Raw genomic sequence first — 23701 nt, 5'->3', positions numbered from 1 at the left:
TAAATAGAGGGATGTAATGGAATTTTAATTGATTGGGGTGTTTGTGACTTTTTTGCTAAAAGACTCTCTGCTTTAAAATGATAAAAGCGTATACTTTTAGAATAATATTTTGCATAACGCAAAATATCGATATTTTATACTGTCCAACCTTAAAAAAATTATGTTATAGGCTGTTTTACCCATGAGTGAATTTATCGTTTCTTCTGTTCCTTGCCCTGATGTGCGTTCTTTACATGATATTTTACCTCAAGAGCCTTTATTGATGATGGGAGCGGGCCCTGTTCCTATCCCCGAGCGAGTCGCTAAAGCGAACTCTGTGGTCATTAATCATCTTGGTGAAACCATGTCTCATGTGATTGATCAAGTGAAATCAATGACGCGTTATGTTTTTCAAACCAACTCAAAATGGGTGCTTGGGGTCGCCGGACCTGGATCAGCGGCGATGGAAATGGCCGCGGCGAACTTGGTTGAGCCAAATGATCGTGTTTTAAGTATTTCTAATGGCTTTTTTAGTAACAGAATGGCTCAAATGGCGGCTCGAGTTGGGGGTATTGTTACAGAAGTCGTCACCCCAGTTAAAGAAGCCGCTGATCCAGATTGGGTAAAAGCGCATATAGAGAAAGTGAGACCTAAGATTATCACCATGGTGCAAGGTGAGACTTCTAATACGGTTTATAATATTTATCTAAAAGAAATCGGCCAATTGGCAAAAGAATACGATTGTTTGCTTGTTGTTGATGCTGTTTGTACCTTAAGTACCATGCCCTTAAAAATGGATGAATGGCAGGTTGATGCTGTTATAACCGGCGGTCAAAAGGGTTTATCTTCTATTCCCGGAGTCTCGCTACTTGCCTTTTCTGAATTGGCCTGGCGTAAAATTAAATTACGTAAAGAGCCCGTAGTGCAATGGTGTTTAGATGCCAAGCTTGCTGAAAACTTTTGGCACAACAACGGTTATCATTACACGGCACCTGTTTCTGGCATAATGGCGATACATGAAGCATTAAAATTAGTGTGCGAAGAGACACTAGAAACGCGCTTTCAAAGACATCTACGTTGTTCTTTGGCTTTACAGCACGGTATTGAAGGGATGGGGTTAGAGTTATTTGTGCCGCCTGAATCTCGTTTAAACTCAGTGGTTGGTATTGTCATTCCTGACGGACTAACGGCCAATGATATTTGTCACCATATCTCTCATAAGCATAAAGTGGAGATAGCTGGCTCATTTGGGCAACCAATAGTGCGTATTGGGCAAATGGGGGAGCAGTGTAGAGAGCATAACTTGTTTAGAGCGCTGCACGCACTTGGTTGCACCATGAGAGACCTCGGTGTAAAAGTGGATCTCCCAACAGGTATGGCTGAATTAGAAACCTATCTTCAGTCTTTGGGAAGATAAGGCTTATTCGCTAATACTCCCTAAGAATAAAACAATACCAGTAGAAACAACGACACTAAGACCAGTAGCGGAATGAATAACCCAATGATAAATAGGGTCCATTTTGCAACGGGTCTTTTTTTGGGAAAATAGAACGTGATACCCAATTGGAAGTGAGCGACCTTATATTCGAGTATAAATAGGCCGTATTAAGGTGTTATGTAATCCTATTTTTCCATATTGTGATAATGGGGTTTAACTCAAAGGCGTAGAAATGAGATAGCGTACTTACATATTTACAACAAATAAAGGCTGAGAAAAGTGTATATTCTTAGTGAAAATAACGTCAGGAAAATAATATGAGCTCACTTACATTGCGTTTTTTAACCATCTTGATTCTAGGATTCTCCTCGGTGTTTTCTTATGGCGCTGAATTGATGAAACCGGTAGGCCCTGTTCTACTTACTGTGACAGGCCATCTTCAGTTTACGAATAACCCTGATGGTAAAGCGGAGTTTGATCTTACTATGCTTAATGCCATCGGTCTTAAAAAAAGTGTCACTACTACGCCTTGGACAGATGGTGTGAATACCTTTGAAGGTGTTCTTATTAAGGATGTATTAAAAACGGTAGGCTCAACCGGTGGGACTTTGCTAAAAATTACCGCTTTAAACGATTACAGTGCCAATATGCCCATTGAAGACTTGGATAAATATAACGTTCTTCTTGCGATGAAGAAAAATGGGAAAATGCTGAGAATTAGAGATAAGGGTCCACTGTTTGTTATTTATCCCTTTGATGAATTCTCTGAGCTGCAAAATGAGGTAATCCATAATCGCTCTGTATGGCAAGTTAAGTCTATTAGTATTCAGTAGACGCCTATGTTTGGTTTTAAATCGAAACTGGGCTATTTTTTACGCGTTGTTGTATTGAGAAAGCTACATGCTGGTTATTTGATAACAATCAGTAGCCTTTTTTTTGTATTAAGTATTGGTTTACTTTTTTTGATATATGAAGAACAGCGGGTAATAACCAATCCTGCTAACGAAAATGAGGTTTGGGCCTCTTATACGTTAGAGTTAGAATCCTATAAACTCTCTAATGAATTGTCTCTATTTGAATCTAATGAATCTACGTTGGAATCAGTTCATGTTCGGTTTGAAATTTTATTCAGCCGTGCGAATATTCTAAATAGCGGTAAGTTAAAAAAAATCATCTTAAAAATCCCCGATTCTTTAACCAAACTTAATGACGTTATCCGCTTACTGAATGGCATTGATGCGGTTCTATTTTCTAAAAATCACCTGTCCAGAGAAGATATTTCTTATATTAACGGTGAGATTAAGAAAATACGTCAAGCAACAGAAATTATGATGTCTGGAATATTGGAAAATAGAGCGGTACAGAAAGTTGAAAGAAGGGATTCTTTGACCTCTCTATTTAGTCTTTTGATTTTACTTCTTTTATTTCTTATTGTTACAATTCCATTAATCATTATTTCTCTTTTTAAACAAAAAAAAGCCATTAACAAATCGTATTTAATTGAAAGAGAACTGTCTGTTAATTTAAACGAAGCATTGAAGAAATCCGAGAAAGCGACCCAAGCCAAAAGTGATTTCTTAGCCACGATGAGCCATGAAATTAGAACACCTATGAATGGTATAATGGGACTTGGCTATCTGCTTGGCAATACAAAACTTGATGAAAAACAAAATGAGTATTTAGATAAAATTCAGGAGTCAGCGAATAACTTGTTACTCATTATTAATGACATATTAGATCTTTCAAAAGTTGAAGCTGGCAAGCTTGAGCTTGAAGAACGCATATTTTCTTTAGATGATATTTTAGATAGTATTTATGACTTAAATAGTATTAAGGCCAAAGAAAAGGGCATTCTTTTTTTTATCGAAAGAGATTTTAATTTACCGGATAACTATTTAGGTGACCCACTTAGAATAAATCAACTGTTGCTTAACTTAGTGAGTAATGCGGTCAAATTTACTCATACAGGAGAGGTTCGTGTTGGTATTTCATCTGATTCCCCGAGAAATAATGAATATGATGTTAAAACTGATGATAATACATTATTGAAAATCGTTGTGTCCGATACTGGAATTGGCATGGACAAAGGTTATACCGAGATTATTTTTGATTCTTTTAGTCAAGCTGACACAACAACCACGCGTAAATACGGTGGGACAGGTCTGGGGTTGGCCATTTGCAAACGATTTGTTGACTTGATGCAGGGTAATATCTATGTGGACAGTGAGTTTGGAAAAGGGACTGTTTTTACCGTTGAACTGCCTTTAAAAAAAGCTAATATCAAACCTTGTCAAGAAACTTCAACGGATAGTGAAGTTAATGACGACATCATAAAAAAATCTAAAAAAATTGGTCTGGTAGGCTTTAAAGATGGAGTTAATGAACTCCTGTGTTTGTATGGGTATGATGCGGTTAAATTAACAGATAGTAATGATTTGAATTCAAGTGATTTTTTAGATGTCGTTATCATTTTAAACTATGATGTTTTTTTAAAGGAATACTTCCTAAATTCAGATAATAAGTGCGACACTGCAAATCAGGTGTAGAAGAAGCCAACTGCTGAAGTTGGTACACTTCTTTTCACCACAAAACTAAGCAGTACCAACATGAATTATCAGCAGTTGACCGAAGGCAAAAGATACCAGATTTCAGCTCTTTTAGGGCAAGAAATATCAGTTTCAAATATAGCACGTGCACTTAATTGCCATAGAGCTACGATTTATCGTGAGCTAAAGCGGAATAAAAAAGCAACAGGATATTGTCCTGATAAAGCTCAAAGAGCATGCTTGATAAGGCGAAAGACATCCGCTAAGTATCGAATATCATCAGAGACCATTGATTTTATTCGTATTTTAATTGAAATCGACTGGAGCCCTGAGCAAGTCTCTAACGTACTTAAAAACTGCGGAGTTCCTGTTAGTCATGAATGGATTTATCAATATATCCATGATGACAAAAGAAACAAAGGGACGCTTTATCGTCATTTGAGGCAAGGAAAAAAACGCTACAGGAAAGGACAGCGAACGAAAGCAGAAGTGATTAAAAAAAAGTCTCTATTGATGAGCGCCCAGTCATTGTGGAGACAAAAAAGCGTTTTGGTGATTGGGAAATAGACACTGTTTTAGGCAAGAATGGAACGGGGTCCATCGTTACTTTATTGGAAAGAAAGACGCGCTTTTACCTGATAAAGAAAGTGAACTCAAAGTCAGCCAAAGATGTGACTCAGGCTACCATAGAGTTATTGATGCCTTTTAAAGATCATGTGCACACGATCACAGCAGATAATGGTCGAGAGTTTGCCTATCACGCTAAGATAGCTAAAGCATTAGATACGAAAGTGTATTTTGCTCATCCATATAGCTCTTGGGAGCGTGGAGCGAATGAAAATAGTAACGGCCTTCTAAGACAGTATGTGCCCAAAGGCACTGATTTAAGAAGTGTTACAGAAGAGAGAATACATTTCGCGATGAGACGAATAAACCATCGTCCAAGGAAGTGTTTAGGGTTCAAGCAACCAGCCGTTATTTTTAAAAAGATGTGTTTGGCTGCTTGAAATGAAAAGTGTCGCACTTCGGACTTGAATTCGGGCTTTTTAGGGTTGGATTTTTCTTCTAAATCAATTCCTTACATTGTTTTTTGTGAAAACATAATCGGTCGTGAATACATAGTTGATGATTATTTTAATGGTTATTTTTTGAATTATGTTTTTACACCTAAAAGTCTAATAGATAATTTAAATCGTATACTTTCAACGCATAAAATTTCTAATAATACAGAGCTTTATGACTTTGACTTTTCCGGTAAAAAGGTACTTCTAGTTGAAGATAATGAAATAAATACAACTATTTTACTGGAATTATTAGAGGAAAGAGGGATGTATGTTGTTTGCTCTAGTGATGGTAAGGACGCTACGGGTAAAATCAAACTTTTTTCTTTTGATATTATCTTGATGGATATTCAAATGCCTATTATGGATGGGTATGAAGCAACTAAGATTATTATAAAAGAGCTAGGATCAAAAGCACCTCCCATCATCGCTATGACAGCGAATATATTGGGAAATGATAAAGAATACATTAAAAGTATTGGCATGCGTGGTTTTATTAGCAAGCCAATCAATCCGGTTAATTTATTTAATGTGGTAAAGAGACAATTAGACGCTCTTGATGATGAGGTTTTTTTTGAAAATACGACTAATTCAGAAAAGCAATCTCCAACACCGCTAGACTATGGACAATACTCCAGTGTATTGAGCGCTTTGCGGCAAGCTGGTATCGATACCAATTTAGCTATGCCTAATGTTAATAATGATGTTAACCGATTTTATTCTCTTCTATTACGGTATGTTGGTGAATTAAAGGAGGGGTACACTCAGTTAGAAAAAAATATTTTTTTAGGAAATACCTCTCATAAGAAAGACTTGTGTCATAACCTTAAAGGCGTATCTTTTAATTTAGGCGTTCAAGAAATTGGCGCTCTGCTGTCTGAAATGGAAAATGAAAGGGATCGAGCTGTCTTGTCCTCTCAGCTTCAAAAGTTGAATGTTGTTATTAAGAAGTTTGAAAGAAAGCTTGCTGATATTCGCCGTCATGAAGTGTTGTTACTCACGGATGGCAAGTCGGAGAAAAAAAGACCGCTGCAATCGATACTAATGAACTTAGTACCGTTACTTCAGATAGGTGATTTAACTTGCTTAGACTGTATTGCTGAACTAAAACATTATTCAGATGACGATCGAGTGATAGTGCTCATTGAACAAATTGAAAACATGGAGTTTGAATCGGCTAAAGAGACTGTTTATTTTATTTCTGATGGGAAAAATTAATCAAACTTGATCTCCATCTGAAAAGCACTTTGCAATGTCGACAAATTGTTTTTCAATCTTTAAAAATGCATTGACTATCTCAGGGTCGAAGTGCTTTCCAGATCCTTCAATAATGATGCTCACGGCTTTGCTATGAGTAAACGCAGGTTTATATACTCGTTTACTAATGAGGGCATCGTACACATCTGCAACGGCCATCAGTCTTGCCGAGAATGGGATTTCCTCACCTGATAAGCCTTTAGGATATCCTGAGCCATCCCATTTCTCGTGGTGGCCTGACGCTATTTCACGAGCAAACCTTAAAAACGATATATTACCATTTCCTAGTAATTGCTCAGCTTTTGAAAGTGCCTCATTTCCGAGAGAGGCGTGATCTTTCATTATATGGAACTCATCTGTAGAAAGCTTTCCAGGCTTCAGAAGGATGTTGTCGGGAATGCCAACTTTTCCGATGTCATGCAAAGGTGCGGATTTAAATAGCAGGTCAATATTCTCGGGCGTTAGAAATTCATTGTGTTTAGGGTTCTTGGCTAATTCTATTGCAAGTGCTTTGACGTAATTTTGTGTTCTTCTAATGTGGTTGCCCGTTTCATTGTCGCGTGTTTCAGCTAAGGTTGCGAGTGCTAATATAGTAATGTCTTGAGTCTGAGTAAGTTCTTTTGTTCGTTGTTTGATGGTCTCTTCTAGTAGATGATTCTGTGAAACCAGTAATTGTCTAACACGAGCCAAATTAAGGTGTGTTTTTATTCGCGATAAGACAATTGGCGGAGAAATTGGTTTGGTTATGTAATCTGCTGCACCCATTTCAAAGCCATTGGTTTCGTCAATATGGTTATTTTTAGATGAGATAAAAATAACAGGAATATGTTGAGTTACAGGGTTGTCTTTTATTTTTTTACAGACTTCATAACCATCCATCTCAGGCATAACAACATCCAGTAAGATTATATCGGGAGGAATTGCATCTGTTAGTCTGTCAAGTGCTTGATGGCCATTTTTTGCCGCAATAATTCGGTAATCCGTTTTTAAAAAAGACATTAAAATACTAATGTTTATGGATTCATCATCTACTATTAGCACAGTAGGTTTGTTTGTAGACATTCTGCACACCATTCATTATGTTGTAGGTATTCAAGTTCACTTTTTTAAATGTTCTACCTAGTATATTGGCATCGAAAAGGGGATTATGAAATGTACATTTGGTAAAGGATTGTTAAGATGAAAGATAATTGGAAACGTAAGAACCTAAATGCATTCAATCGTATTATGGAGTAAAGATGTTTAACGTAATAAATCCTATTCGGCTCTTTGTTTTGTCCTTAATATTTGCTCAAACAGTAGGTGCTCAAACGACAATCACGATATTGGATAATGAGGGTCAGCCAGTCAGAAATGCGGTCTTAAGTGTTAAGTCGGATAAAAGGATTCTGGTTCCTGATCAAATCGCTATTATGGATCAAATTGATGTCGAGTTTGTGCCTAGAGTGTTGGTGGTACAAAAGGGCCAGTTAGTGTCTTTTCCAAACAGTGATGACATTCGACACAGCGTGTACAGTTTTTCAAAGCCGAAAACCTTTGAACTAAAACTCTATAAAGGTAATCAAGCGAACCCTATACCATTTGATGAAAGAGGTCTGGTTATACTTGGGTGTAATATTCATGACAGTATGATTGGTTATGTTTATGTTGCTGATCAAGAATTGGCCTATAAGACAGATGAAAAAGGGCAAGTGATCATTGAATTAGGCAACTCGAAGACCGTCAAAGTGTGGCACGAACGATCAACTCAAGGTGTTAATAGGCGTGTAGAATATTCTATTGATCCAGCGAATGAGTCTTTTAGTTTAACGCTAGATTTGTTCCCACACGAAGATGTGTTCTCCAGTTATGATGATTCTATCGATCACTCTTCTCATTCCAACTATTCAGGTTTTGGTAAAAAGTTTTAATCTACTTAAGGCGAGTCTATGAAAATAAAAGCCAGTTTATGGCCACTGTTTATTGCTTCTATAGCGAGTTTTATGACGTTACCTACTTTGGCTGGCGAAGGGAAATTACTCGCAACGGCGGGGTTATCTCAAGTCGAAGGCAGTGGTGGGGGAGGCCTTGTTCCATGGGCAACATTAGCTGGGTACGATAGCCGTGATGAAACCTCAGGTTCAGTATTCATTACTAATGTAAACACTCAGGATTATCGCTTATCGAGTCAAGGCATAGCGGCTGGTTTTTATGATCGTGTTGAATTGAGTTACGCCAAGCAGGTGTTTCATCTGCCTGTATCTTTAACGAATGCGTCAACAGGAGGAGAAATAGAGCAAGATATCATAGGTGCCAAAGTTCGTTTGTACGGTGATGCCGTGTATTCGAATTACCCCCAGTTGAGTATTGGCATTCAGCATAAAAGATTAGCGGATGCCTTTGTTGCAAAATCGGTTGTCGGTGCCGGTCATTCAGAATCCGGAACGGATTTATACCTGGCCGCAACCAAAGTGCATCTAGGCTTCCTTGATGGTTATAACCTGGTTTGGAATTTGGCGGCTAGGGCAACAAAAGCCAATGAGTTAGGGCTGTTGGGTTATGGTGGGAAAAACAAGGCAAGTTACGACGTAATGTTTGAAGGGTCATTTGGCGTACTTGTTAGCCCTCATTGGGTTGTTGGGATGGAATACCGACAAAAGCCGGATAACCTAGGGCTTAAAGAAGATGACTGGAAAGATGTCTTTGTCTCTTATATTCCGAATAAAGACATTAATGTTACGGCAGCGTGGGTTGATTTGGGTTCAATTGCTGGATCAGCAAAACAAACGGGGTTGTATGTATCCTTAACGGGTTATGTGTGGTGATTATGTTAAAAACAACAATTGGCTTAGCAAGTCTATTTCTAATGAGTGCCTGTGCCGTCTCTCCAGCCCCAAAAAATACCTTGTATGAGGCGATTGGAGGGCATGAAAAATTGGTTGAAATTACAGATAATTTTCTTAAAGAAGTGAGCTTTGATGAGTCGCTTTACGTATTTTTTGAAAAATCCAATATTCCTCGTTTTAAAGAAAAATGGATAGAATATTTGTGCGTACGTTTGGATGGTCCCTGCACATACACAGGAGACAGCATGACGGATGTCCATGCTGGGAAAAACATTAACGAAAGTGTGTTCAACCATACGGTAGACATTCTAACCAAAGCCATGACTCAAGCCGATCTAGATTACCCGTTGCAAAATAAAGTGTTAGCTCGATTAATATCGACTCGAGAAGACATGTTGTATAAGTAGTGCCGCTATTACTGATTTGTCTAAAAAACGATCAACTCCATGTCGATCGTTTTTTCATTGTATGGTGATTAATGGTTATGTTTTAGCTGCATTCTGCGTAAAAATTCGGCCATAATCTGCATATACAGTTCTTCGCCTAGGTATTTGTCTTCCACGCCACGGTCGATGCTTGGATTGTCATTCACTTCGATGACATAACCACGACCATTTATTTCTTTTACGTCGACTCCGTATAATCCATCACCTATGGGCTTGGTAGCCGCAATTGCCGCTTGCAGGACTCGTCTTGGCACTTCAAATGTCGGTAAGGTATCAAACCCACCACTTTCACTTTTGTTAGTGCTGTGTTGATAAATCTGCCAATGGTTTTTCACCATATAATAACGGCAAGCAAATAGTGGCTTATTATTTAAAATGCCAATACGCCAATCGAACTCGGTATATAAATATTCTTGTACCAAAAGCAGCGACGATTTCTTAAATAATTCATTCAAACTTGACGTTAACTCAGTCCTATCTTTCGCCTTAATCACCCCTTTTGAAAAGGCCCCGTCAGGTATTTTTACCACCATTGGATAGCTTATATTGTCTTCTAAAGCCTGCTCAATGTTTTCTTCGTTTCTATGAACTATCCTTGTTTTTGGGCAGGGTACTTTATGAGTCCGAAATAGGTCAGCCAGATAGACTTTATTTGTACAACGCATAATGGATTGAGGGTCGTCCATAACAACAAGACCTGCCGCTTCCGCTTTTTTTGCAAAACGATAGGTGTGATGGTCAATATTGGTGGTTTCACGAATAAATAAACCATCGTATTCGGGCAGTCGCATAATGTCTTTTGGACCAATGAAGTCCACTTGGATATCAAGCTGTTTGCCTGCTTGTACGAACTTTTTTAACGCCATTGCGTCACTAGGAGGAAGTTGTTCCTCTGGGTTAACTAAAATAGCTAAATCATAGCGCGCGGAGCGGCGTGACTTGGTAGAACTCCACACTTTATGGCTAAACGCTTCAAGCGCTTCGGCAAATAAGGTTTCGTCTTCATCACTCAATGATTGATGAGAAATGGCTTGTAAAGAACTGATCTGCCATGATTTTTTAAATTTTAAAGCTATTTCCAGAGCTGGACATGGCATTTTTTCAAACAGTTTACGTGCCAGCTCTTTGTAAGTCGCATCCGCTGTTTTACCAAAAAAGCTGCGTACTTTTAGCGTTTTCTCTTCCTCAGGTGACGTCAATTTTTTCGTTAAATCGATTAGTAAGTCTGCGAAATAGAGCTCATATAAATCTTTTTTACTCAAGTCATTGAGTACTCTCACGGAGGGCATGACATGATGACCACGACTTTCACCTAATAGCGAACAATAGTAGCCATCTGATAGATATTTATTACTCTTACATAAATTGATGATACGGGTACGACCGTGGTGTTTATCGGTCATATTGAGGTACTGACTAAAGGTAATAACTCGGTCGCTTTCTAAAAAAGCAGACCAATCTTTAGTGTGATCAACAACAATGTATGTCTGTGACATTAGGGGTGGCTTCCTTACAGTAAAAGGCCATGAAATTTCGCGGATAGTGCGCTTATTTTTAACGAATGACAAGAGGTTTGAATTATATATTTTTGATCAATAAATACGCTATCTTTTACGTATATTCAAGCATAGAATCCGCTTTTATTTTGTGCCACTAACTAACCTAATCGAGTAGATATACAGTGAAGATCGTCGTGCGTAACGCGGTTACCAAAGAGTTAACAGAGCTTGTTCAGCTTGAAAATAATGCTTTCGAAAGTGACAGAATAAGCCGTCGAAGTTTTCGACATGCACTTAATTCAACCAACAGCACAATACTGGTTGCTGTTTATCAAGATGAGGGTGACGATCATAAAGAAGGCGCCCTTGTAAGAGCGGATAAAATTGTTGGTTACGCACTGCTTCATTTACATCAGGGTACTCGTTTGGCTAGGTTGTACTCTATTGCTGTCAGTGAAGCCGTTAGAGGTAAAGGTGTGGCTAAAATGCTGCTTGAATCTTGTGAAAACGAGGCGCTATCTAAAAATAAGATTATGCTACGTTTAGAAGTGAATGAACATAATTTGCCTGCCATCCGGCTTTATGAGAAGTTAGGTTATCGCAAGTTTGGCCATTATGACGCGTATTATGAGGACCTTAGTAATGCACTGAGAATGCAAAAGCGCATACGGCATTTGTCTCAGGAAAGGGTTTCGGTGGCACTGCCTTGGATTCAACAAGGCACGCCATTTACCTGCGGACCAGCCTCGTTACAAATGGGCTTAACGGCATTAATTCCGTCGTATAAGGCCGACCCAGATGATGAGCTGCAAATTTGGCGAGAAGCGACGACTATTTTTATGACGTCTGGGCACGGCGGTTGTCATCCTATGGGATTGGCTTTAGCGGCTAAAAAAAGAGGTGCGATTGCAGAGGTATGGTTAAATGAAAAAGCGCCTTTGTTTGTCGATGGTGTTCGCGATGCGTTAAAAAAAGACATTGTGACTCGGGTGCATACTATGTTTGTTAAAGAATGTATTGAAGCCGATATTACTGTCCGTTATTTTACGATGACGTTGGAATCCCTGTTAGCGGCATTTGATTCTGGATACCTACCCATTATTTTGATTAGTACGTATCGAATGGATGGTAAAAAAGCGCCCCATTGGGTGGTATTATCTGGTTATGATGAACAGTGTATTTATGTGCATGACCCTGACCCAAGTAGTGATGCGCATTCTAGTGTAGACTGTCAGTATGTACCTATAGCAAGAGAAGACTTTGAGAAAATGTCTCGTTTTGGCCAAAGTCGGTTGCAAACAGCGGTTTTATTATCCGCTAAATAGTTTAAGTAGGAAGCAGAGTGAAGAAATATCTAGCCATTTTGGCGATTGTTTGTCTTGTTATTTTAGTCTCAGCCGCCGGCGTATTTATTGGGACATTGTTTTCAGATAAGTCGACCGGCACGAATAATACACTTGATAAAAGTGCTTTACAGCCAGATGACTTGCCTAATTTGAGCGATTAATTTAATGACTAAATTGATGATGCTTATAGTTCATTAAAGTGCTGTGATATGATGATCAAAATTCTAATTGGTAGGTAGCTAAATGTCTTTTGATGATCAACAAGTAGACGCTTTTTTTCGTTTACAAAGTAATGCTCGTTATGATGAATTCGTAAAACACTGTAAAAAAAGCCAAGATGTGTGGGTTTTACAAGATGATCAAGGTTGTCTTATCGTAGAATTGGGAAGTGAAAAAGTATTGCCCATTTGGAATGATGCGTCTCTTGCTGAAAAATGGAAAGGGAAAGAACATGATGGGTTCACATCCAGTGTGATTTCATTTGATAATTTCGCTAGTAAATGGCTTCCAGGCATGACTCGAGATGGATTTAAATTAGGTATTGCGCCAAATCTAGCGGGTGAAGGGATTGTTGTCTCTACTGAAGAGTTCTCTCGAGATATTGGTGTTGATTTACTTATTGAAACGAACGATTAAACAGATTCAACCTGAAGGTTTTTATGAAAATGAACTTTTTACGTAGCTTAACCATAGGCGCAATGTCAATTGTGTTGATTGCGTGCACCTCCTCTCCAACGGGCCGATCTCAATTTGTATTATTACCCGATAGCCAACTGGATGAAATGGGGGTTCAATCCTTCACCACGATGAAAGAAGAAGTGAAAACCTCGACCAGTACAAAATTAACCAACCATGTTCAATGTGTCGCGGATCGAATTATTAACGTTTTACCCGATGAATACCGCAATCATGACTGGGAAGTGGTCTTATTTGATGATCCTCAAGTGAATGCTTTTGCGTTACCTGGGTATAAAATCGGCGTTTATACTGGCTTACTTGAAGTGGCAACCAATCAATCACAACTGGCTTCGGTAATGGGGCATGAAGTTGGCCATGTATTGGCTCGTCACGGTAACGAACGTGTCTCTACTCAGTTGGCAACCACTCAAGTATTGGCGCTGGGCCAAAAGCTAAGCGGTGCAAGCACACCCGTAAAGCAGGCGATTTTCCAAGGTCTAGGATTGGGAGCTCAATATGGAATAATTCTGCCTTTTAGCCGTGCGCATGAATCCGAAGCCGATTTAATCGGACTTAACCTAATGTCTCAAGCCGGCTTTGATCCACGTGAAAGCACTGAACTCTGGCGTAATATGAGTGCCAATTCAGGAGAGCAACCGCCAGAACTGATGTCTACTCATCCAGCGCACTCAACACGCATTGATGATTTAAACCATAATATGGTGGCGCCATTAGCGACTTATCAAGCCTTAGTGGCACAAAATAAGCAGGCTAACTGTTACTAAAATGGCTTTCTTACAGTGGTTAGATACCGAGTACTAGTTAAACCCGAGTACTGGTTAAATACCGAGTCGTGGTTGCATACCGAGCCAAACTGTCTAGATTCATGTCTAAGCCGTTTGGCTTTTTTATTGGGGTATCTTGTGTGTAAACGTGGCTAAGACGTTAGCCTAAAGTGCGGGTGAGTTTTTTCTTTTCAAAGGTACGAATAAGGACATCTATCATGGTAATGGCTGCACTTGAAAGTTGTGTCCGACTGCGAGTGATGATCCCTATATCCCTTTCTATAGAAGGCTCTGTTACGGGCAAACAGTAAGCACCTTGCTCTTGCATTTGTTGCTCGCACAATGCAGGTACAACCGCCACGCCAAGGCCTGTTGCTACCATTCGTCCTACAGTGGCTAATTGATGTGCGTCGTAGGCGACTGACAATGTCAAGTCGTGTTGCTCAAGCGTTTCTTCAATCAGCTGCCTGACACTAGAAGGGCGCTGCAAAGTAATAAAATCGTTTTCTAATAATGCCCTCCAGGTAATTTCTTGAGCATTGGCTAACGGGTGGTGTTTTGGTAATACGGCAATAAATCTGTCTTTAAATAACGGTTTAAAATTCAGATCCTCATTATTACCGGGGTCAAATGAAATGCCAATTTCTAATCGGCCTTGTCTTACCATATCGACTACGGTATCAGCCAACACATCGTGTATTTCCACTTTAATTTTGGGGTATTTTTTATGGTAATTCACTAACCCCTCAGGCAATAAAGAGGCGGCAAACGAAGGCATGGCCGCAATGGCTATTTTGCCTTTTTGTAATGAGAACCTCTGATGTATTTCTTCTTCCGCGTTGTCCCATTGAGCCAATAATTGTTTCGCTATAGGCAGCAGCGCTTCTCCTTCTGGTGTGAGAGCCATTGTTCGGGTTGTTCGACTTAATAATCGACCACCCAAAAGTTCTTCTAGATTTTTAATGGTCAGACTAAGAGTGGGTTGCGATAGATGGAGTATGTTGGCCGACTCAGCAAAACTGAGTGTGCGAGCCACTGTAACAAATGCGCGCAGTTGTTTAACATTCATTTAAAAACCTGATCAATAAATAGAAAAAATAAACTTAACTAATATATAAAACTAATACACACTCAAAACAAGTAAAATCTAAGATGAATTCATTTATATAAAAATTAATGTTCACAGGAGTATCAAGATGGCGGGTTTCGATAAAGTGGTTGGCAGCTATGAAGAAGCCATGGCTGGCCTAGAAGACGGCATGACCGTTATTGCGGGTGGCTTTGGTTTATGCGGTATACCAGAGAACTTGATTGCAGAGATTAAAAAGCGTCAAACAAAAAATCTAACCATTGTTTCCAATAATTGTGGTGTCGATGGTTTTGGTTTGGGGGTGCTATTGGAAGACAAGCAAGTGAAAAAAATGGTGTCGTCTTATGTTGGTGAAAATGCGTTATTTGAGAAGCAATTATTAGAGGGTGAGTTAGAAGTTGAACTGACGCCGCAAGGGACATTGGCTGAAAAAATTCGCGCTGGTGGTGCTGGTATTCCTGCTTTTTATACAGCAACTGGCGTAGGTACTCCTGTCGCAGAAGGTAAAGATGTTAAAGAGTTTGATGGTAGAGAATATCTACTTGAGGAGTCAATTCGAGGTGATTTTGCCATTGTGAAAGGCTGGAAAGCCGATCGCTACGGTAATGTTATTTATCGTCACACCGCACAAAACTTTAATCCTTTAGCGGCCACGGCCGGAAAAATTACAGTGGTTGAGGTGGAAGAGCTTGTTGAAGTGGGTGAACTTGATCCTGCGCATATTCATACGCCTGGAATTTATGTTGATCGTTTAATTGTTGGGTCGTTTGAAAAGCGAATCGAAAAGCGTACTGTCAAAGATGCTTGATACACGGCTCAGCCAAAACGGAGACGCTAATGCCTCCCTTTAACCACATTTTTTAGAAAAATAACATTTTGGTGATGATATGACACTTTCAAGAGATCAAATGGCAATGCGTGTTGCGCGCGAATTACAAGATGGCTTTTACGTGAATTTAGGCATAGGCATTCCAACGTTAGTGGCTAACTATGTGCCTGACGGTATGGAAGTCATGCTTCAGTCTGAAAATGGTCTTTTAGGTATGGGTGAGTTCCCAACCGAAGGAACCATTGATGCAGACATGATAAATGCAGGTAAACAAACCGTTACGGCCGTTGCTGGCGCATCGATTTTTTCGTCTGCTGAATCCTTTGCGATGATTCGTGGTGGGCATGTCGATCTAACTGTACTTGGTGCTTTTGAAGTGGACACTCAGGGGAATATTGCTTCTTGGATGATCCCGAACAAATTAATTAAAGGCATGGGTGGCGCAATGGATTTAGTGGCGGGTGCTGATAATATTATTGTCACTATGACGCATGCCTCAAAAAATGGCGACTCAAAGTTATTAGAATCGTGCTCTTTACCATTAACAGGGAAAGGCTGCATTAAAAAAGTATTAACAGATCTGGCTTGGTTAGAAATTGAAGACGGTGCTTTTGTATTAAAAGAGCGCGCTCCAGGTGTCAGTGTGGAAGAAATTATTGAGAAAACCCAAGGGAAACTGATCGTTCCTGATCATGTTCCAGAAATGCAGTTTTCTTAACTTGTGATCTATTAGAGAAGTGAATAAATATGAAAATAGTAATTGTAGCGGCGAACAGAACGCCTGTTGGTGCTTTTTCCGGAGGCCTTGCTTCGCTTAGTGCGGTTGAATTAGGCCGTCAGCTTTTATCCAGAATGTTGAATCAGCAGCCGGTGTTAACGGAAAACATTGATGAAGTCATTTTAGGTCAAGTATTAACGGCTGGTTGTGGGCAAAACCCAGCACGCCAAACCGCCATTAAAGCGGGCTTGCCGAATCATGTTTCTGCTATGACAATTAACAAAGTATGTGGTTCTGGTCTGAAGGCGGTGCAGTTGGCTGCGCAAGCGATTCTGGCTGGCGATGCTGAAATGATTGTGGCGGGTGGACAAGAGTCCATGAGTCAAGCCGCACACCTACTCCCTAATAGCCGTAACGGACAGAAAATGGGTAACTGGGCATTAGTAGACTCAATGGTGACGGATGGTCTATGGGATGCCTTTAATGACTATCATATGGGGATCACAGCGGAGAATATTGCCAAGCGTTGGGATATTTCACGAGCAACGCAAGATGAGTTTGCCGTAGCCTCACAGAAGAAAGCCGGTGAGGCTATTGCTGTTGGGCGTTTTGATGAAGAAATTATCGAGATGCATGTTCCTCAAAGAAGAGGTGATGACATTGTTGTTGCTCAAGATGAGCAGCCAAGACCGCAAACAACACTAGAATCTCTGGGTAAATTGCGACCTGCGTTTAAAAAGGATGGATCAGTGACCGCGGGCAATGCCTCTACATTAAACGATGGTGCCGCCATGGTGGTGGTCACAACCGAAGAGAAGGCAAATGCGCTTGATTTACCGATTCTTGCTTATGTTGAAGGTTATGCGAATGCAGGAATTGACCCTGAAATTATGGGGACTGGGCCAATTCATGCTACAAGAAAATGCCTACAAAAAATTAACTGGTCAATTGATGATTTAGACCTAATTGAAGCTAATGAAGCGTTTGCTGTTCAAGCATTGAGTGTCAATCAAGAGTTGGGTTGGGACACGAATAAGGTTAATGTGAACGGTGGCGCTATTGCATTGGGTCACCCCATTGGAGCTTCAGGTTGCCGAGTGTTGGTTAGCTTAATTCACGAAATGCAAAAGAGAGACGTAAAAAAAGGTCTAGCAACCCTATGCATTGGTGGTGGTATGGGAACGGCGTTAGCCGTCTCTAGAAATTAAAGAGAAGGGTATTTTGTGTATTCGAGTTCAGGGAGTGCATTTGAGTTCAGGGAGTGCATTGAGTTCAAGAAGGTCTATTTATGGCCTTCTTGTGAATTTGTTTTGTGTAAATATCTCGTTCTGAAATGTGGAAAACCTAAGAAACTCATTTCAACCTAAGTTTCTAAAAATACCAATCAATGCGACAATGCTCTTTTATATTCTTAGGAAGCAATCTGACTATGAAAGAAAAATTCAATCCTCTTACTTTAGAAGAGCAACGTGTTATTTTGCATAAAGGGACAGAGCACCCGTTTACCGGAGAATATACAGACCTCTTTGACGGCGGGTATTATGTTTGTAAACAGTGTGAAACGCCTTTGTATCGTTCCGAGCATAAGTTTCCTTCGCATTGCGGCTGGCCAAGCTTTGATGATGAAATTGAAGGCTCAGTAAAGCGTGTGCCTGATGCCGATGGCCGTCGCATTGAGATAGTTTGTTCGAATTGTGATGGACACCTTGGTCATGTATTTGAAGGTGAATATTTGACTGAAAAAAATATTCGTCACTGTGTTAACTCAATTTCCATGACGTTTGTGGCCAACGAAAAGTAATTCAGTACTGTCCTGTTTAGACAGGTATAGTAACGAAAAAAGGGTGTTTCTCTGGCTAGAAACACCCTTTTTAATGGGTATAGAAAATGGACTAGGTTAATTTTCTTTGACGTAATTGCAAGAATATCATGGGGGCAAGCAGAACAAGACCAATGGCCATTGTTACTAATCCCGGTGCAATAAATAGGAAAGACACAAGGGCAAACCACCAGCGTTGAGCCATACTCATGTGGGTAAATAGGTATCCAGCAAATGCCGTACCTAGTGTCGCAATACCCAGCATTGCGCCAATAAGGGTAACGAAGAAGGAAGACCAGGTGAAACCATCAACAACGATGAGTAATGCTGGGGAATAAACAAAAACAAAAGGCACAAGTGCTTTTGCAATGCCTAATCGAAAAGCCGTATTACCCGTTTTAAATGGATTCGCTCCGGCAATACCGGCGGCGGCGTAGGCAGCTAACGCTACAGGTGGCGTTATGTCAGCAAGTACACCGTAATAGAATACGAAGAAATGGGATACCAAAGGTTGCACATTAAGTTGCGCTAAAGCCGGTGCGGCAACGGCCACTAAAATAATGTAGGTCGCGGTAGTAGGGATACCGGCACCCATAATAATACAGGCTAATGCAATCAGAATTAATGAGACAAAAAGCGCCCATTGCTCAACAGAGAAGTAGTTTAATGGCCAAATATCACCAATGACCGCCCCCATATCCGTTGCTGTTTGGACTACAACATAGCCTAACCTAAAGCCAACGCCCGTCAGTGTTACAACACCCACAACAATACCTACCGTTGCCGCGGCGGCACCAACGGCCAGCGTATTTTTAGCACCAACGGCCAGTGAGTCCCACAAATCTTTTATTGATAGCCGGTTTACAGGGTTTAGAAAGCCAACGACAACGCACGCTATAATTCCATATACAGCGGCAAAATCGGGTGTTCTCCCATCTAAAATGAAATACACCAAGATGACCAAAGGAATAATAGATAGCCAGTGTTGCTTTATCACCAAGGCCGCTTTTGGTAATTCTTCTGCACGAAGTCCTCTTAAGCCTAATTTTTTAGCCTCAAGGTGAACCATGATGAAAATACCAAAATAATGTAAGAGAGCTGGAAATAAGGCCGCTGTTAACACGTCTTTTAATGGAATTTCTAGGTATTCAACCATTATAAATGCCGCCGCACCTAAAATGGGCGGTGTAATTTGACCACCCGTAGAAGACGTCGCTTCAACGGCACCAGCAAAGTGAGGTGGGTAGCCTACTTTTTTCATGGCGGGGATGGTTAGTGCGCCCGTAGTAACGGTATTCGCAATGGATGAGCCTGATATGGTTCCCATAAAAGCGGAAGAGAAGATGGCCACTTTTGCAGGGCCGCCTGAGTACCTACCCGCAATGACCATAGCGAGATCGATAAATAATTGACCTAGCCCAATGCGCGTGGCTAACACGCCGAAAAGGATAAACAGGAACACATATTGAGCCATTACTCCAATGGCCACACCATAAATCCCCTGATTGGTTAAATAGAGGTGATTGATTAGTCCTAACCAGCTTGTACCACCGTGCTTTAATGCCCCAGGAGCATAAGGACCAAATAAAGCAAAAGCGATGAATATTAAGCCGATGATAGGAAGGGTCGGCCCTACGGAGCGGCGTGTGGCTTCAAGCGTAAGAACCAGTAGAATGGTGCCCATTAAAATATCAATTTCAGAAGGATTACCCACTCTGTCCGCTAATATTTCAGGCGGTAGCAGGGGTAAATACAGAGCGGCCGCAACAGACGAAATACTGAATACAACGTCAAGAATAGATACGCCACTGATGCGATACCAGGTAGCCTTTGGTAGGTCCAATGAAGTGGCTTTTTTATAAGAGAAAAGTAAAAAAACCAATCCAAGAACAAACGAAATGTGTATGCCTCTATGCAGTACTTCTCGAACCAAACCAAAACCTGAAGCGTAGAAATGATAAGCTGACATGGCCACTAGAATCGTTGCTATGATCGCCGCCATCATTTTACCAGTAGGTCTAAAAGCAAGTTCTGGGTCGTATTTCCGTTCTATAGCGGCTAATTCTTCTGGGGTAAGTTCTTTTTTGAGATCGGATGACATGATAGCTCCAGTAAGATCATATAAAAAAACACGGGTGCTTAGCTAAAGCACCCGTGTCATTGTCAGTTCAAAAACTTAAAACTATTTTATGATGCCGGCTTCTTTGTAGAAACGTTCTGCACCAGGGTGTAAAGGAACGCCAACACCGCTCAAAGCCGATTCAAGAGTAATACTCTTACCTTTAGAATGGCCAACGTCTAGCAAAGTACGAGACTTTTCATTCCATAGTGCTTTGGTAATATTATAAATTAGCTCTTCATCTTGCTTAGCACTAGTGTACCATTGAGCGCCAACAGCAACGGTCGCCGTTGAGCTAACACCTTCGTAAGCGCCGTCTGGGATGTTGCTTTGAGCGAAGAAACCGTATTTGTCAGTTAATGCTTTGGCTGCAGCACCATCAATTGGAACCAGTTTAATTTCTTCCGCTGAGGCCAATTCAACAATACTGCCTGTTGGGTAGCCTGCTACAGTAAAGAAGGCATCAATTTTGCCGTTACGTAAGGCTTCTGATGCGGCATTACCTTTTAGCGCTTCTACTGTGACGTCAGATGTAGATAGGCCGTTCGCATCCAGGATAAGTTTAGCATCAACATAAGTACCGGAACCTGGTTCATCTAAAGAAACACGCTTTCCTTTTAAATCAGCAACAGAGTTAATTCCACTGCTCGCTAAAGACACTAAATGAATATGTTCCTCAAATAACGCGGCGATGGTACGCAAGTCTTTAGCCGGTTTTTTACCTTCCATTGTTCCGGTGCCAGTGTACGCCCAGTAAGCGACATCGGATTGTGCAAAACCGGAATCACGTAAACCAGATAGAACCGCATTTACGTTATCAACAGAACCGCGAGAAGAAACCGCTGAGGCAATTAAGCCTTCTACACCACAACTGCCGCCTTCGGCACAAGGGCGTGAACCAGGTGGATTTGAAATGGCGTTAGCGATGACACCACCAACAGGATAGTATGTATAAGCCGTACCACCTGTTCCAATAGTAAAGAACTTTAAATCAACAGCATGAGAAGCTGTATTTAATCCGACAAATAAAGCCGCACCGATTGTGGCGGCTTTAAATACTTTCTTAAAACGACTCATTTAACTCTCCTAATTCACTTCAGTGTGTCTTCTTATGTTTTATTGGAATTTACAGCGCACTAAAAGGCGCGAATAATCATATTAGAACAGAACTAGGCATTTAAACAGCTCTAGCCCTAATTATTTCATCATAGGTTGACATGTATCTATAGGCTAAACTCTCGATTTAACTAAATTAAAATGATAAACACACAGACCAATGATCAATCCCCAAAACGCGCTACCAATACCGAACATTGACATGCCAGAAGCGGTAATTAAAAAGGTTAGTAGGGCGGAATCCCTCTCTGATGGTTGATTTAAGGCCTGATGCAGGCTATTACCAATAGTGCCGAGTAATGCAAGTGCCGCGATGGCTAATACAAGTGCCTGCGGGAAGGCTGAAAATAACGCCACAACAGTTGTACTAAATAGCCCCATTAAAATGTAAAACCCACCCGCCCACATCGAAGCGAAATAGCGACTTGCCTTGTTTTTATCGGCGTCTTCTCCCATACAAATAGCCGCGGTAATAGCCGCTAAGTTGAAAGCAAACCCTCCAAATGGGGCCAACACTATGCCTGCGATTCCAGTACAACTGATTAACGGAGAGGCCGAAACCTGATAGTCATGGGACCTTAATACGGCCAGCCCTGGCACATTCTGAGAAGCCATTGTCACGATAAACAATGGAAGTCCAATACCTAAAATACTTCCTAAAGAAAAAGAAGGCGTAATCCATATAGGTGTTGAAATGAGCAGGGAGACGTCTTCATAAGCAATTAAACTCTGAAGGGAGGCGATAGCTATACCAATAATAAGCACAAAAGGAACCGCATAGTTGGGTAATACTTTTTTTAAAATAAAGAATACAACCACCATAGAGCCAACGAGTAAAGGGTGAGTGCTTAAAGCCCCAAAACCATTTAATGCAAAAGGAAAGAGCACACCCGCTAGCATGGCTGAAGCCAACGTACTGGGAACATAAGACATGATTTTTTCAAAAATACCCGTTAGTCCGCAAAAGGTAATTAATATTGAACACACAATAAATAAACCAATGGCTTCTTCTAGGCTAGTACCTGATAAGCCTGTAGCAAGCAGTGCCGCCCCAGGTGTCGACCATGCGGTAAGTATTGGCGTTTTGTAATAGAGGGATAACCCAAAGCTAGTCACGCCCATTCCAATCCCTAGTGCCCATAACCATGAGCTGATTTGGTCACTGCTTGCACCAGAGGCAAGGGCGGCCTGGAAAATAATAGCAACGGAACTTGTGTAGCCTACTAGGACGGCCACAAAGCCAGAGGTAATATGCGATATTTTTGGTAAGTACATGGTTTTCATTTTATTCTACATAAATAATGGCTAGAAGTTATTAAGGTTGTGCGCTATAACGGTCGAGATGAAGATTAACACTCGTACGTTATAGCGCACAAGTATTTTGTATAAATAAACTAAATGACCGTTTTTTGAGGATGCTCGTGACATCAATAAACCAATATTTGTCTTCTAAACTAAAAGAAGAACGAACTTTAAGAAAATGGAGTCTTGATAAGGCGTCAAGTGAAACAGGCGTGAGTAAAGCCATGTTAGGTCAAATTGAGAGAGGCGAGTCCAGCCCGACGGTAGCCACTCTCTGGAAAATTGCCACCGGATTTCATGTTTCATTAAGTCATTTTCTAGCACCTGTTAATACGCCTTTTGGGCATCCGTTACTGAATAATGATGCTTTGAATAAATCGTCCAATATTCAACACGAGTTATCAAATGAAGACTTATCAGTGAAGACGTTATCGCCCTACGATAAGGCATTAGGTTTCGAATTATTTGAACTGATTTTGCAACCTGGCTTTGTGAGTCTGTCAGATCCTCATGATAAAGGCGTTATTGAATTGGTAACGGTCATTTATGGGGAGATGGAGATTTTTATTGATGGCTATTGGACGGTATTGTCTCAAGGACAAGTAATGAGGTTTCTAGCCGATAAGCCTCACGGATACAGAAATCGGTCTTTGGATGTAACGGTTTTTCATAATATTATTCATTATCCATAGATTATTCTTCAATTAGGGGACGGTTATAACGCGAGGTCATGTAAGAAAGCGCAAATAGGCTAATCAGTTGAAAAAAAATAGACTATGATAAAGTCTGTGGGAAGATCTATGCATTGCTTTGCATCTTTGTTAATGCATGTATTTTGGTAACCGTAT

At 40.5% G+C, this 23701-nt stretch carries 22 protein-coding genes and 1 pseudogene; 17 read left to right on the top strand and 6 right to left on the bottom strand.

Annotated elements, in window-relative coordinates; all coding sequences use genetic code 11:
- Positions 1-181 precede the first annotated feature (181 nt).
- The 5 genes and pseudogenes from IEZ33_RS13295 (at position 182) to IEZ33_RS13275 (ending at position 6242) form a co-directional block, all read left to right on the top strand.
- Positions 182-1396, top strand: coding sequence for a pyridoxal-phosphate-dependent aminotransferase family protein (locus IEZ33_RS13295; protein WP_191600521.1), 1215 nt, complete (start codon positions 182-184; stop codon positions 1394-1396).
- A gap of 338 nt (positions 1397-1734) precedes the next feature.
- Complete coding sequence (locus IEZ33_RS13290) at positions 1735-2250, top strand: putative pterin-binding protein (protein ID WP_191600520.1); 516 nt, start codon at positions 1735-1737, stop codon at positions 2248-2250.
- A gap of 6 nt (positions 2251-2256) precedes the next feature.
- Positions 2257-3963, top strand: a complete 1707-nt coding sequence (locus tag IEZ33_RS13285; protein WP_191600519.1) for a sensor histidine kinase — start codon at positions 2257-2259, stop codon at positions 3961-3963.
- A gap of 60 nt (positions 3964-4023) precedes the next feature.
- Positions 4024-4970, top strand: a pseudogene (locus tag IEZ33_RS13280) (IS30 family transposase).
- A 45-nt stretch (positions 4971-5015) separates the two neighbouring features.
- Positions 5016-6242, top strand: coding sequence for a response regulator (locus IEZ33_RS13275; RefSeq protein WP_191600518.1), 1227 nt, complete (start codon positions 5016-5018; stop codon positions 6240-6242).
- Here the strand turns inward: IEZ33_RS13275 and IEZ33_RS13270 are convergent, their stop codons facing one another.
- Entirely contained in the window at positions 6243-7343 is a 1101-nt protein-coding gene (locus IEZ33_RS13270) for a response regulator (protein WP_191600517.1), read from the bottom strand.
- A 176-nt stretch (positions 7344-7519) separates the two neighbouring features.
- On the opposite strand from IEZ33_RS13270, the gene IEZ33_RS13265 reads away from it, so the two are divergent.
- Genes IEZ33_RS13265 through IEZ33_RS13255 form a run of 3 tightly spaced genes read left to right on the top strand, consistent with a single transcriptional unit; the run spans position 7520 to position 9513 of the window.
- Entirely contained in the window at positions 7520-8191 is a 672-nt protein-coding gene (locus IEZ33_RS13265) for a methylamine utilization protein (RefSeq protein ID WP_191600516.1), read from the top strand.
- 18 nt (positions 8192-8209) lie between these two features.
- On the top strand, positions 8210-9085 hold the full coding sequence (locus tag IEZ33_RS13260; RefSeq protein WP_191600515.1) for a DUF3034 family protein: 876 nt from the start codon (positions 8210-8212) through the stop codon (positions 9083-9085).
- A 2-nt stretch (positions 9086-9087) separates the two neighbouring features.
- The gene (locus IEZ33_RS13255) at positions 9088-9513 is read left to right on the top strand and encodes a group I truncated hemoglobin (protein WP_191600514.1); all 426 of its coding nucleotides are present in this window, start codon (positions 9088-9090) and stop codon (positions 9511-9513) included.
- A gap of 68 nt (positions 9514-9581) precedes the next feature.
- On the opposite strand, the gene IEZ33_RS13250 is transcribed toward IEZ33_RS13255, so the two are convergent.
- Positions 9582-11048, bottom strand: coding sequence for a RimK family protein (locus IEZ33_RS13250; RefSeq protein ID WP_191600513.1), 1467 nt, complete (start codon positions 11046-11048; stop codon positions 9582-9584).
- A gap of 197 nt (positions 11049-11245) precedes the next feature.
- Here IEZ33_RS13250 and IEZ33_RS13245 point away from each other — a divergent pair, with 197 nt between their 5' ends.
- The 4 genes from IEZ33_RS13245 to IEZ33_RS13230 all read left to right on the top strand — a co-directional run bounded on the left by IEZ33_RS13245 (position 11246) and on the right by IEZ33_RS13230 (position 13860).
- The gene (locus tag IEZ33_RS13245) at positions 11246-12376 is read left to right on the top strand and encodes a GNAT family N-acetyltransferase/peptidase C39 family protein (RefSeq protein WP_240009534.1); all 1131 of its coding nucleotides are present in this window, start codon (positions 11246-11248) and stop codon (positions 12374-12376) included.
- Positions 12377-12393: 17 nt separating this feature from the next.
- The gene (locus IEZ33_RS13240) at positions 12394-12558 is read left to right on the top strand and encodes a hypothetical protein (RefSeq protein WP_191600511.1); all 165 of its coding nucleotides are present in this window, start codon (positions 12394-12396) and stop codon (positions 12556-12558) included.
- A gap of 82 nt (positions 12559-12640) precedes the next feature.
- Positions 12641-13033, top strand: a complete 393-nt coding sequence (locus IEZ33_RS13235) for a DUF2750 domain-containing protein (protein ID WP_191600510.1) — start codon at positions 12641-12643, stop codon at positions 13031-13033.
- 29 nt (positions 13034-13062) lie between these two features.
- Positions 13063-13860, top strand: a complete 798-nt coding sequence (locus tag IEZ33_RS13230) for a M48 family metalloprotease (RefSeq protein WP_338040913.1) — start codon at positions 13063-13065, stop codon at positions 13858-13860.
- A gap of 160 nt (positions 13861-14020) precedes the next feature.
- Here IEZ33_RS13230 and IEZ33_RS13225 read toward each other — a convergent pair whose 3' ends face one another.
- Positions 14021-14929, bottom strand: a complete 909-nt coding sequence (locus IEZ33_RS13225) for a LysR family transcriptional regulator (RefSeq protein WP_191600508.1) — start codon at positions 14927-14929, stop codon at positions 14021-14023.
- Positions 14930-15056: 127 nt separating this feature from the next.
- On the opposite strand from IEZ33_RS13225, the gene IEZ33_RS13220 reads away from it, so the two are divergent.
- From IEZ33_RS13220 to IEZ33_RS13205, 4 genes are all read left to right on the top strand, one after another.
- Positions 15057-15758 (top strand): CoA transferase subunit A, encoded by a 702-nt coding sequence (locus IEZ33_RS13220; protein ID WP_191600507.1) that lies wholly within the window; start codon positions 15057-15059, stop codon positions 15756-15758.
- A gap of 79 nt (positions 15759-15837) precedes the next feature.
- Positions 15838-16497, top strand: coding sequence for a CoA transferase subunit B (locus IEZ33_RS13215; protein ID WP_191600506.1), 660 nt, complete (start codon positions 15838-15840; stop codon positions 16495-16497).
- 29 nt (positions 16498-16526) lie between these two features.
- A complete protein-coding gene (locus tag IEZ33_RS13210) occupies positions 16527-17705 on the top strand; it encodes an acetyl-CoA C-acetyltransferase (RefSeq protein WP_191600505.1) in 1179 nt (392 codons plus the stop codon).
- A 221-nt stretch (positions 17706-17926) separates the two neighbouring features.
- Positions 17927-18298: a methionine-R-sulfoxide reductase gene (locus IEZ33_RS13205; protein ID WP_191600504.1), complete on the top strand. Its 372-nt coding sequence runs from the start codon at positions 17927-17929 to the stop codon at positions 18296-18298.
- A 91-nt stretch (positions 18299-18389) separates the two neighbouring features.
- Here IEZ33_RS13205 and IEZ33_RS13200 read toward each other — a convergent pair whose 3' ends face one another.
- The 3 genes from IEZ33_RS13200 to IEZ33_RS13190 form a co-directional block, all read right to left on the bottom strand.
- Positions 18390-20417: a TRAP transporter permease gene (locus IEZ33_RS13200; protein ID WP_191600503.1), complete on the bottom strand. Its 2028-nt coding sequence runs from the start codon at positions 20415-20417 to the stop codon at positions 18390-18392.
- Positions 20418-20498: 81 nt separating this feature from the next.
- The gene (locus IEZ33_RS13195; protein WP_191600502.1) at positions 20499-21512 is read right to left on the bottom strand and encodes a TAXI family TRAP transporter solute-binding subunit; all 1014 of its coding nucleotides are present in this window, start codon (positions 21510-21512) and stop codon (positions 20499-20501) included.
- Between the two features lie 153 nt (positions 21513-21665).
- Complete coding sequence (locus IEZ33_RS13190; protein ID WP_240009533.1) at positions 21666-22835, bottom strand: benzoate/H(+) symporter BenE family transporter; 1170 nt, start codon at positions 22833-22835, stop codon at positions 21666-21668.
- Positions 22836-22966: 131 nt separating this feature from the next.
- Between IEZ33_RS13190 and IEZ33_RS13185 the strand changes: the two genes are divergently transcribed.
- Positions 22967-23545: a helix-turn-helix domain-containing protein gene (locus IEZ33_RS13185; protein ID WP_240009532.1), complete on the top strand. Its 579-nt coding sequence runs from the start codon at positions 22967-22969 to the stop codon at positions 23543-23545.
- Positions 23546-23701: the final 156 nt, after the last annotated feature.

Source organism: Marinomonas algicola, from assembly GCF_014805825.1.
Lineage (GTDB): Bacteria > Pseudomonadota > Gammaproteobacteria > Pseudomonadales > Marinomonadaceae > Marinomonas > Marinomonas algicola.
This window is presented reverse-complemented; position numbering and strand designations above follow the sequence as displayed.

Coding starts and splice junctions, on each gene's coding strand:
- IEZ33_RS13295 (WP_191600521.1), top strand. CDS start 182: ATGAGTGAATTTATCGTTTCTTCTGTTCCTTGCCCTGATGTGCGTTCT.
- IEZ33_RS13290 (WP_191600520.1), top strand. CDS start 1,735: ATGAGCTCACTTACATTGCGTTTTTTAACCATCTTGATTCTAGGATTC.
- IEZ33_RS13285 (WP_191600519.1), top strand. CDS start 2,257: ATGTTTGGTTTTAAATCGAAACTGGGCTATTTTTTACGCGTTGTTGTA.
- IEZ33_RS13270 (WP_191600517.1), bottom strand. CDS start 7,343: ATGTCTACAAACAAACCTACTGTGCTAATAGTAGATGATGAATCCATA.
- IEZ33_RS13265 (WP_191600516.1), top strand. CDS start 7,520: ATGTTTAACGTAATAAATCCTATTCGGCTCTTTGTTTTGTCCTTAATA.
- IEZ33_RS13260 (WP_191600515.1), top strand. CDS start 8,210: ATGAAAATAAAAGCCAGTTTATGGCCACTGTTTATTGCTTCTATAGCG.
- IEZ33_RS13255 (WP_191600514.1), top strand. CDS start 9,088: ATGTTAAAAACAACAATTGGCTTAGCAAGTCTATTTCTAATGAGTGCC.
- IEZ33_RS13250 (WP_191600513.1), bottom strand. CDS start 11,048: ATGTCACAGACATACATTGTTGTTGATCACACTAAAGATTGGTCTGCT.
- IEZ33_RS13235 (WP_191600510.1), top strand. CDS start 12,641: ATGTCTTTTGATGATCAACAAGTAGACGCTTTTTTTCGTTTACAAAGT.
- IEZ33_RS13230 (WP_338040913.1), top strand. CDS start 13,063: ATGAACTTTTTACGTAGCTTAACCATAGGCGCAATGTCAATTGTGTTG.
- IEZ33_RS13225 (WP_191600508.1), bottom strand. CDS start 14,929: ATGAATGTTAAACAACTGCGCGCATTTGTTACAGTGGCTCGCACACTC.
- IEZ33_RS13220 (WP_191600507.1), top strand. CDS start 15,057: ATGGCGGGTTTCGATAAAGTGGTTGGCAGCTATGAAGAAGCCATGGCT.
- IEZ33_RS13215 (WP_191600506.1), top strand. CDS start 15,838: ATGACACTTTCAAGAGATCAAATGGCAATGCGTGTTGCGCGCGAATTA.
- IEZ33_RS13210 (WP_191600505.1), top strand. CDS start 16,527: ATGAAAATAGTAATTGTAGCGGCGAACAGAACGCCTGTTGGTGCTTTT.
- IEZ33_RS13205 (WP_191600504.1), top strand. CDS start 17,927: ATGAAAGAAAAATTCAATCCTCTTACTTTAGAAGAGCAACGTGTTATT.
- IEZ33_RS13200 (WP_191600503.1), bottom strand. CDS start 20,417: ATGTCATCCGATCTCAAAAAAGAACTTACCCCAGAAGAATTAGCCGCT.
- IEZ33_RS13195 (WP_191600502.1), bottom strand. CDS start 21,512: ATGAGTCGTTTTAAGAAAGTATTTAAAGCCGCCACAATCGGTGCGGCT.
- IEZ33_RS13190 (WP_240009533.1), bottom strand. CDS start 22,835: ATGAAAACCATGTACTTACCAAAAATATCGCATATTACCTCTGGCTTT.
- IEZ33_RS13185 (WP_240009532.1), top strand. CDS start 22,967: ATGCTCGTGACATCAATAAACCAATATTTGTCTTCTAAACTAAAAGAA.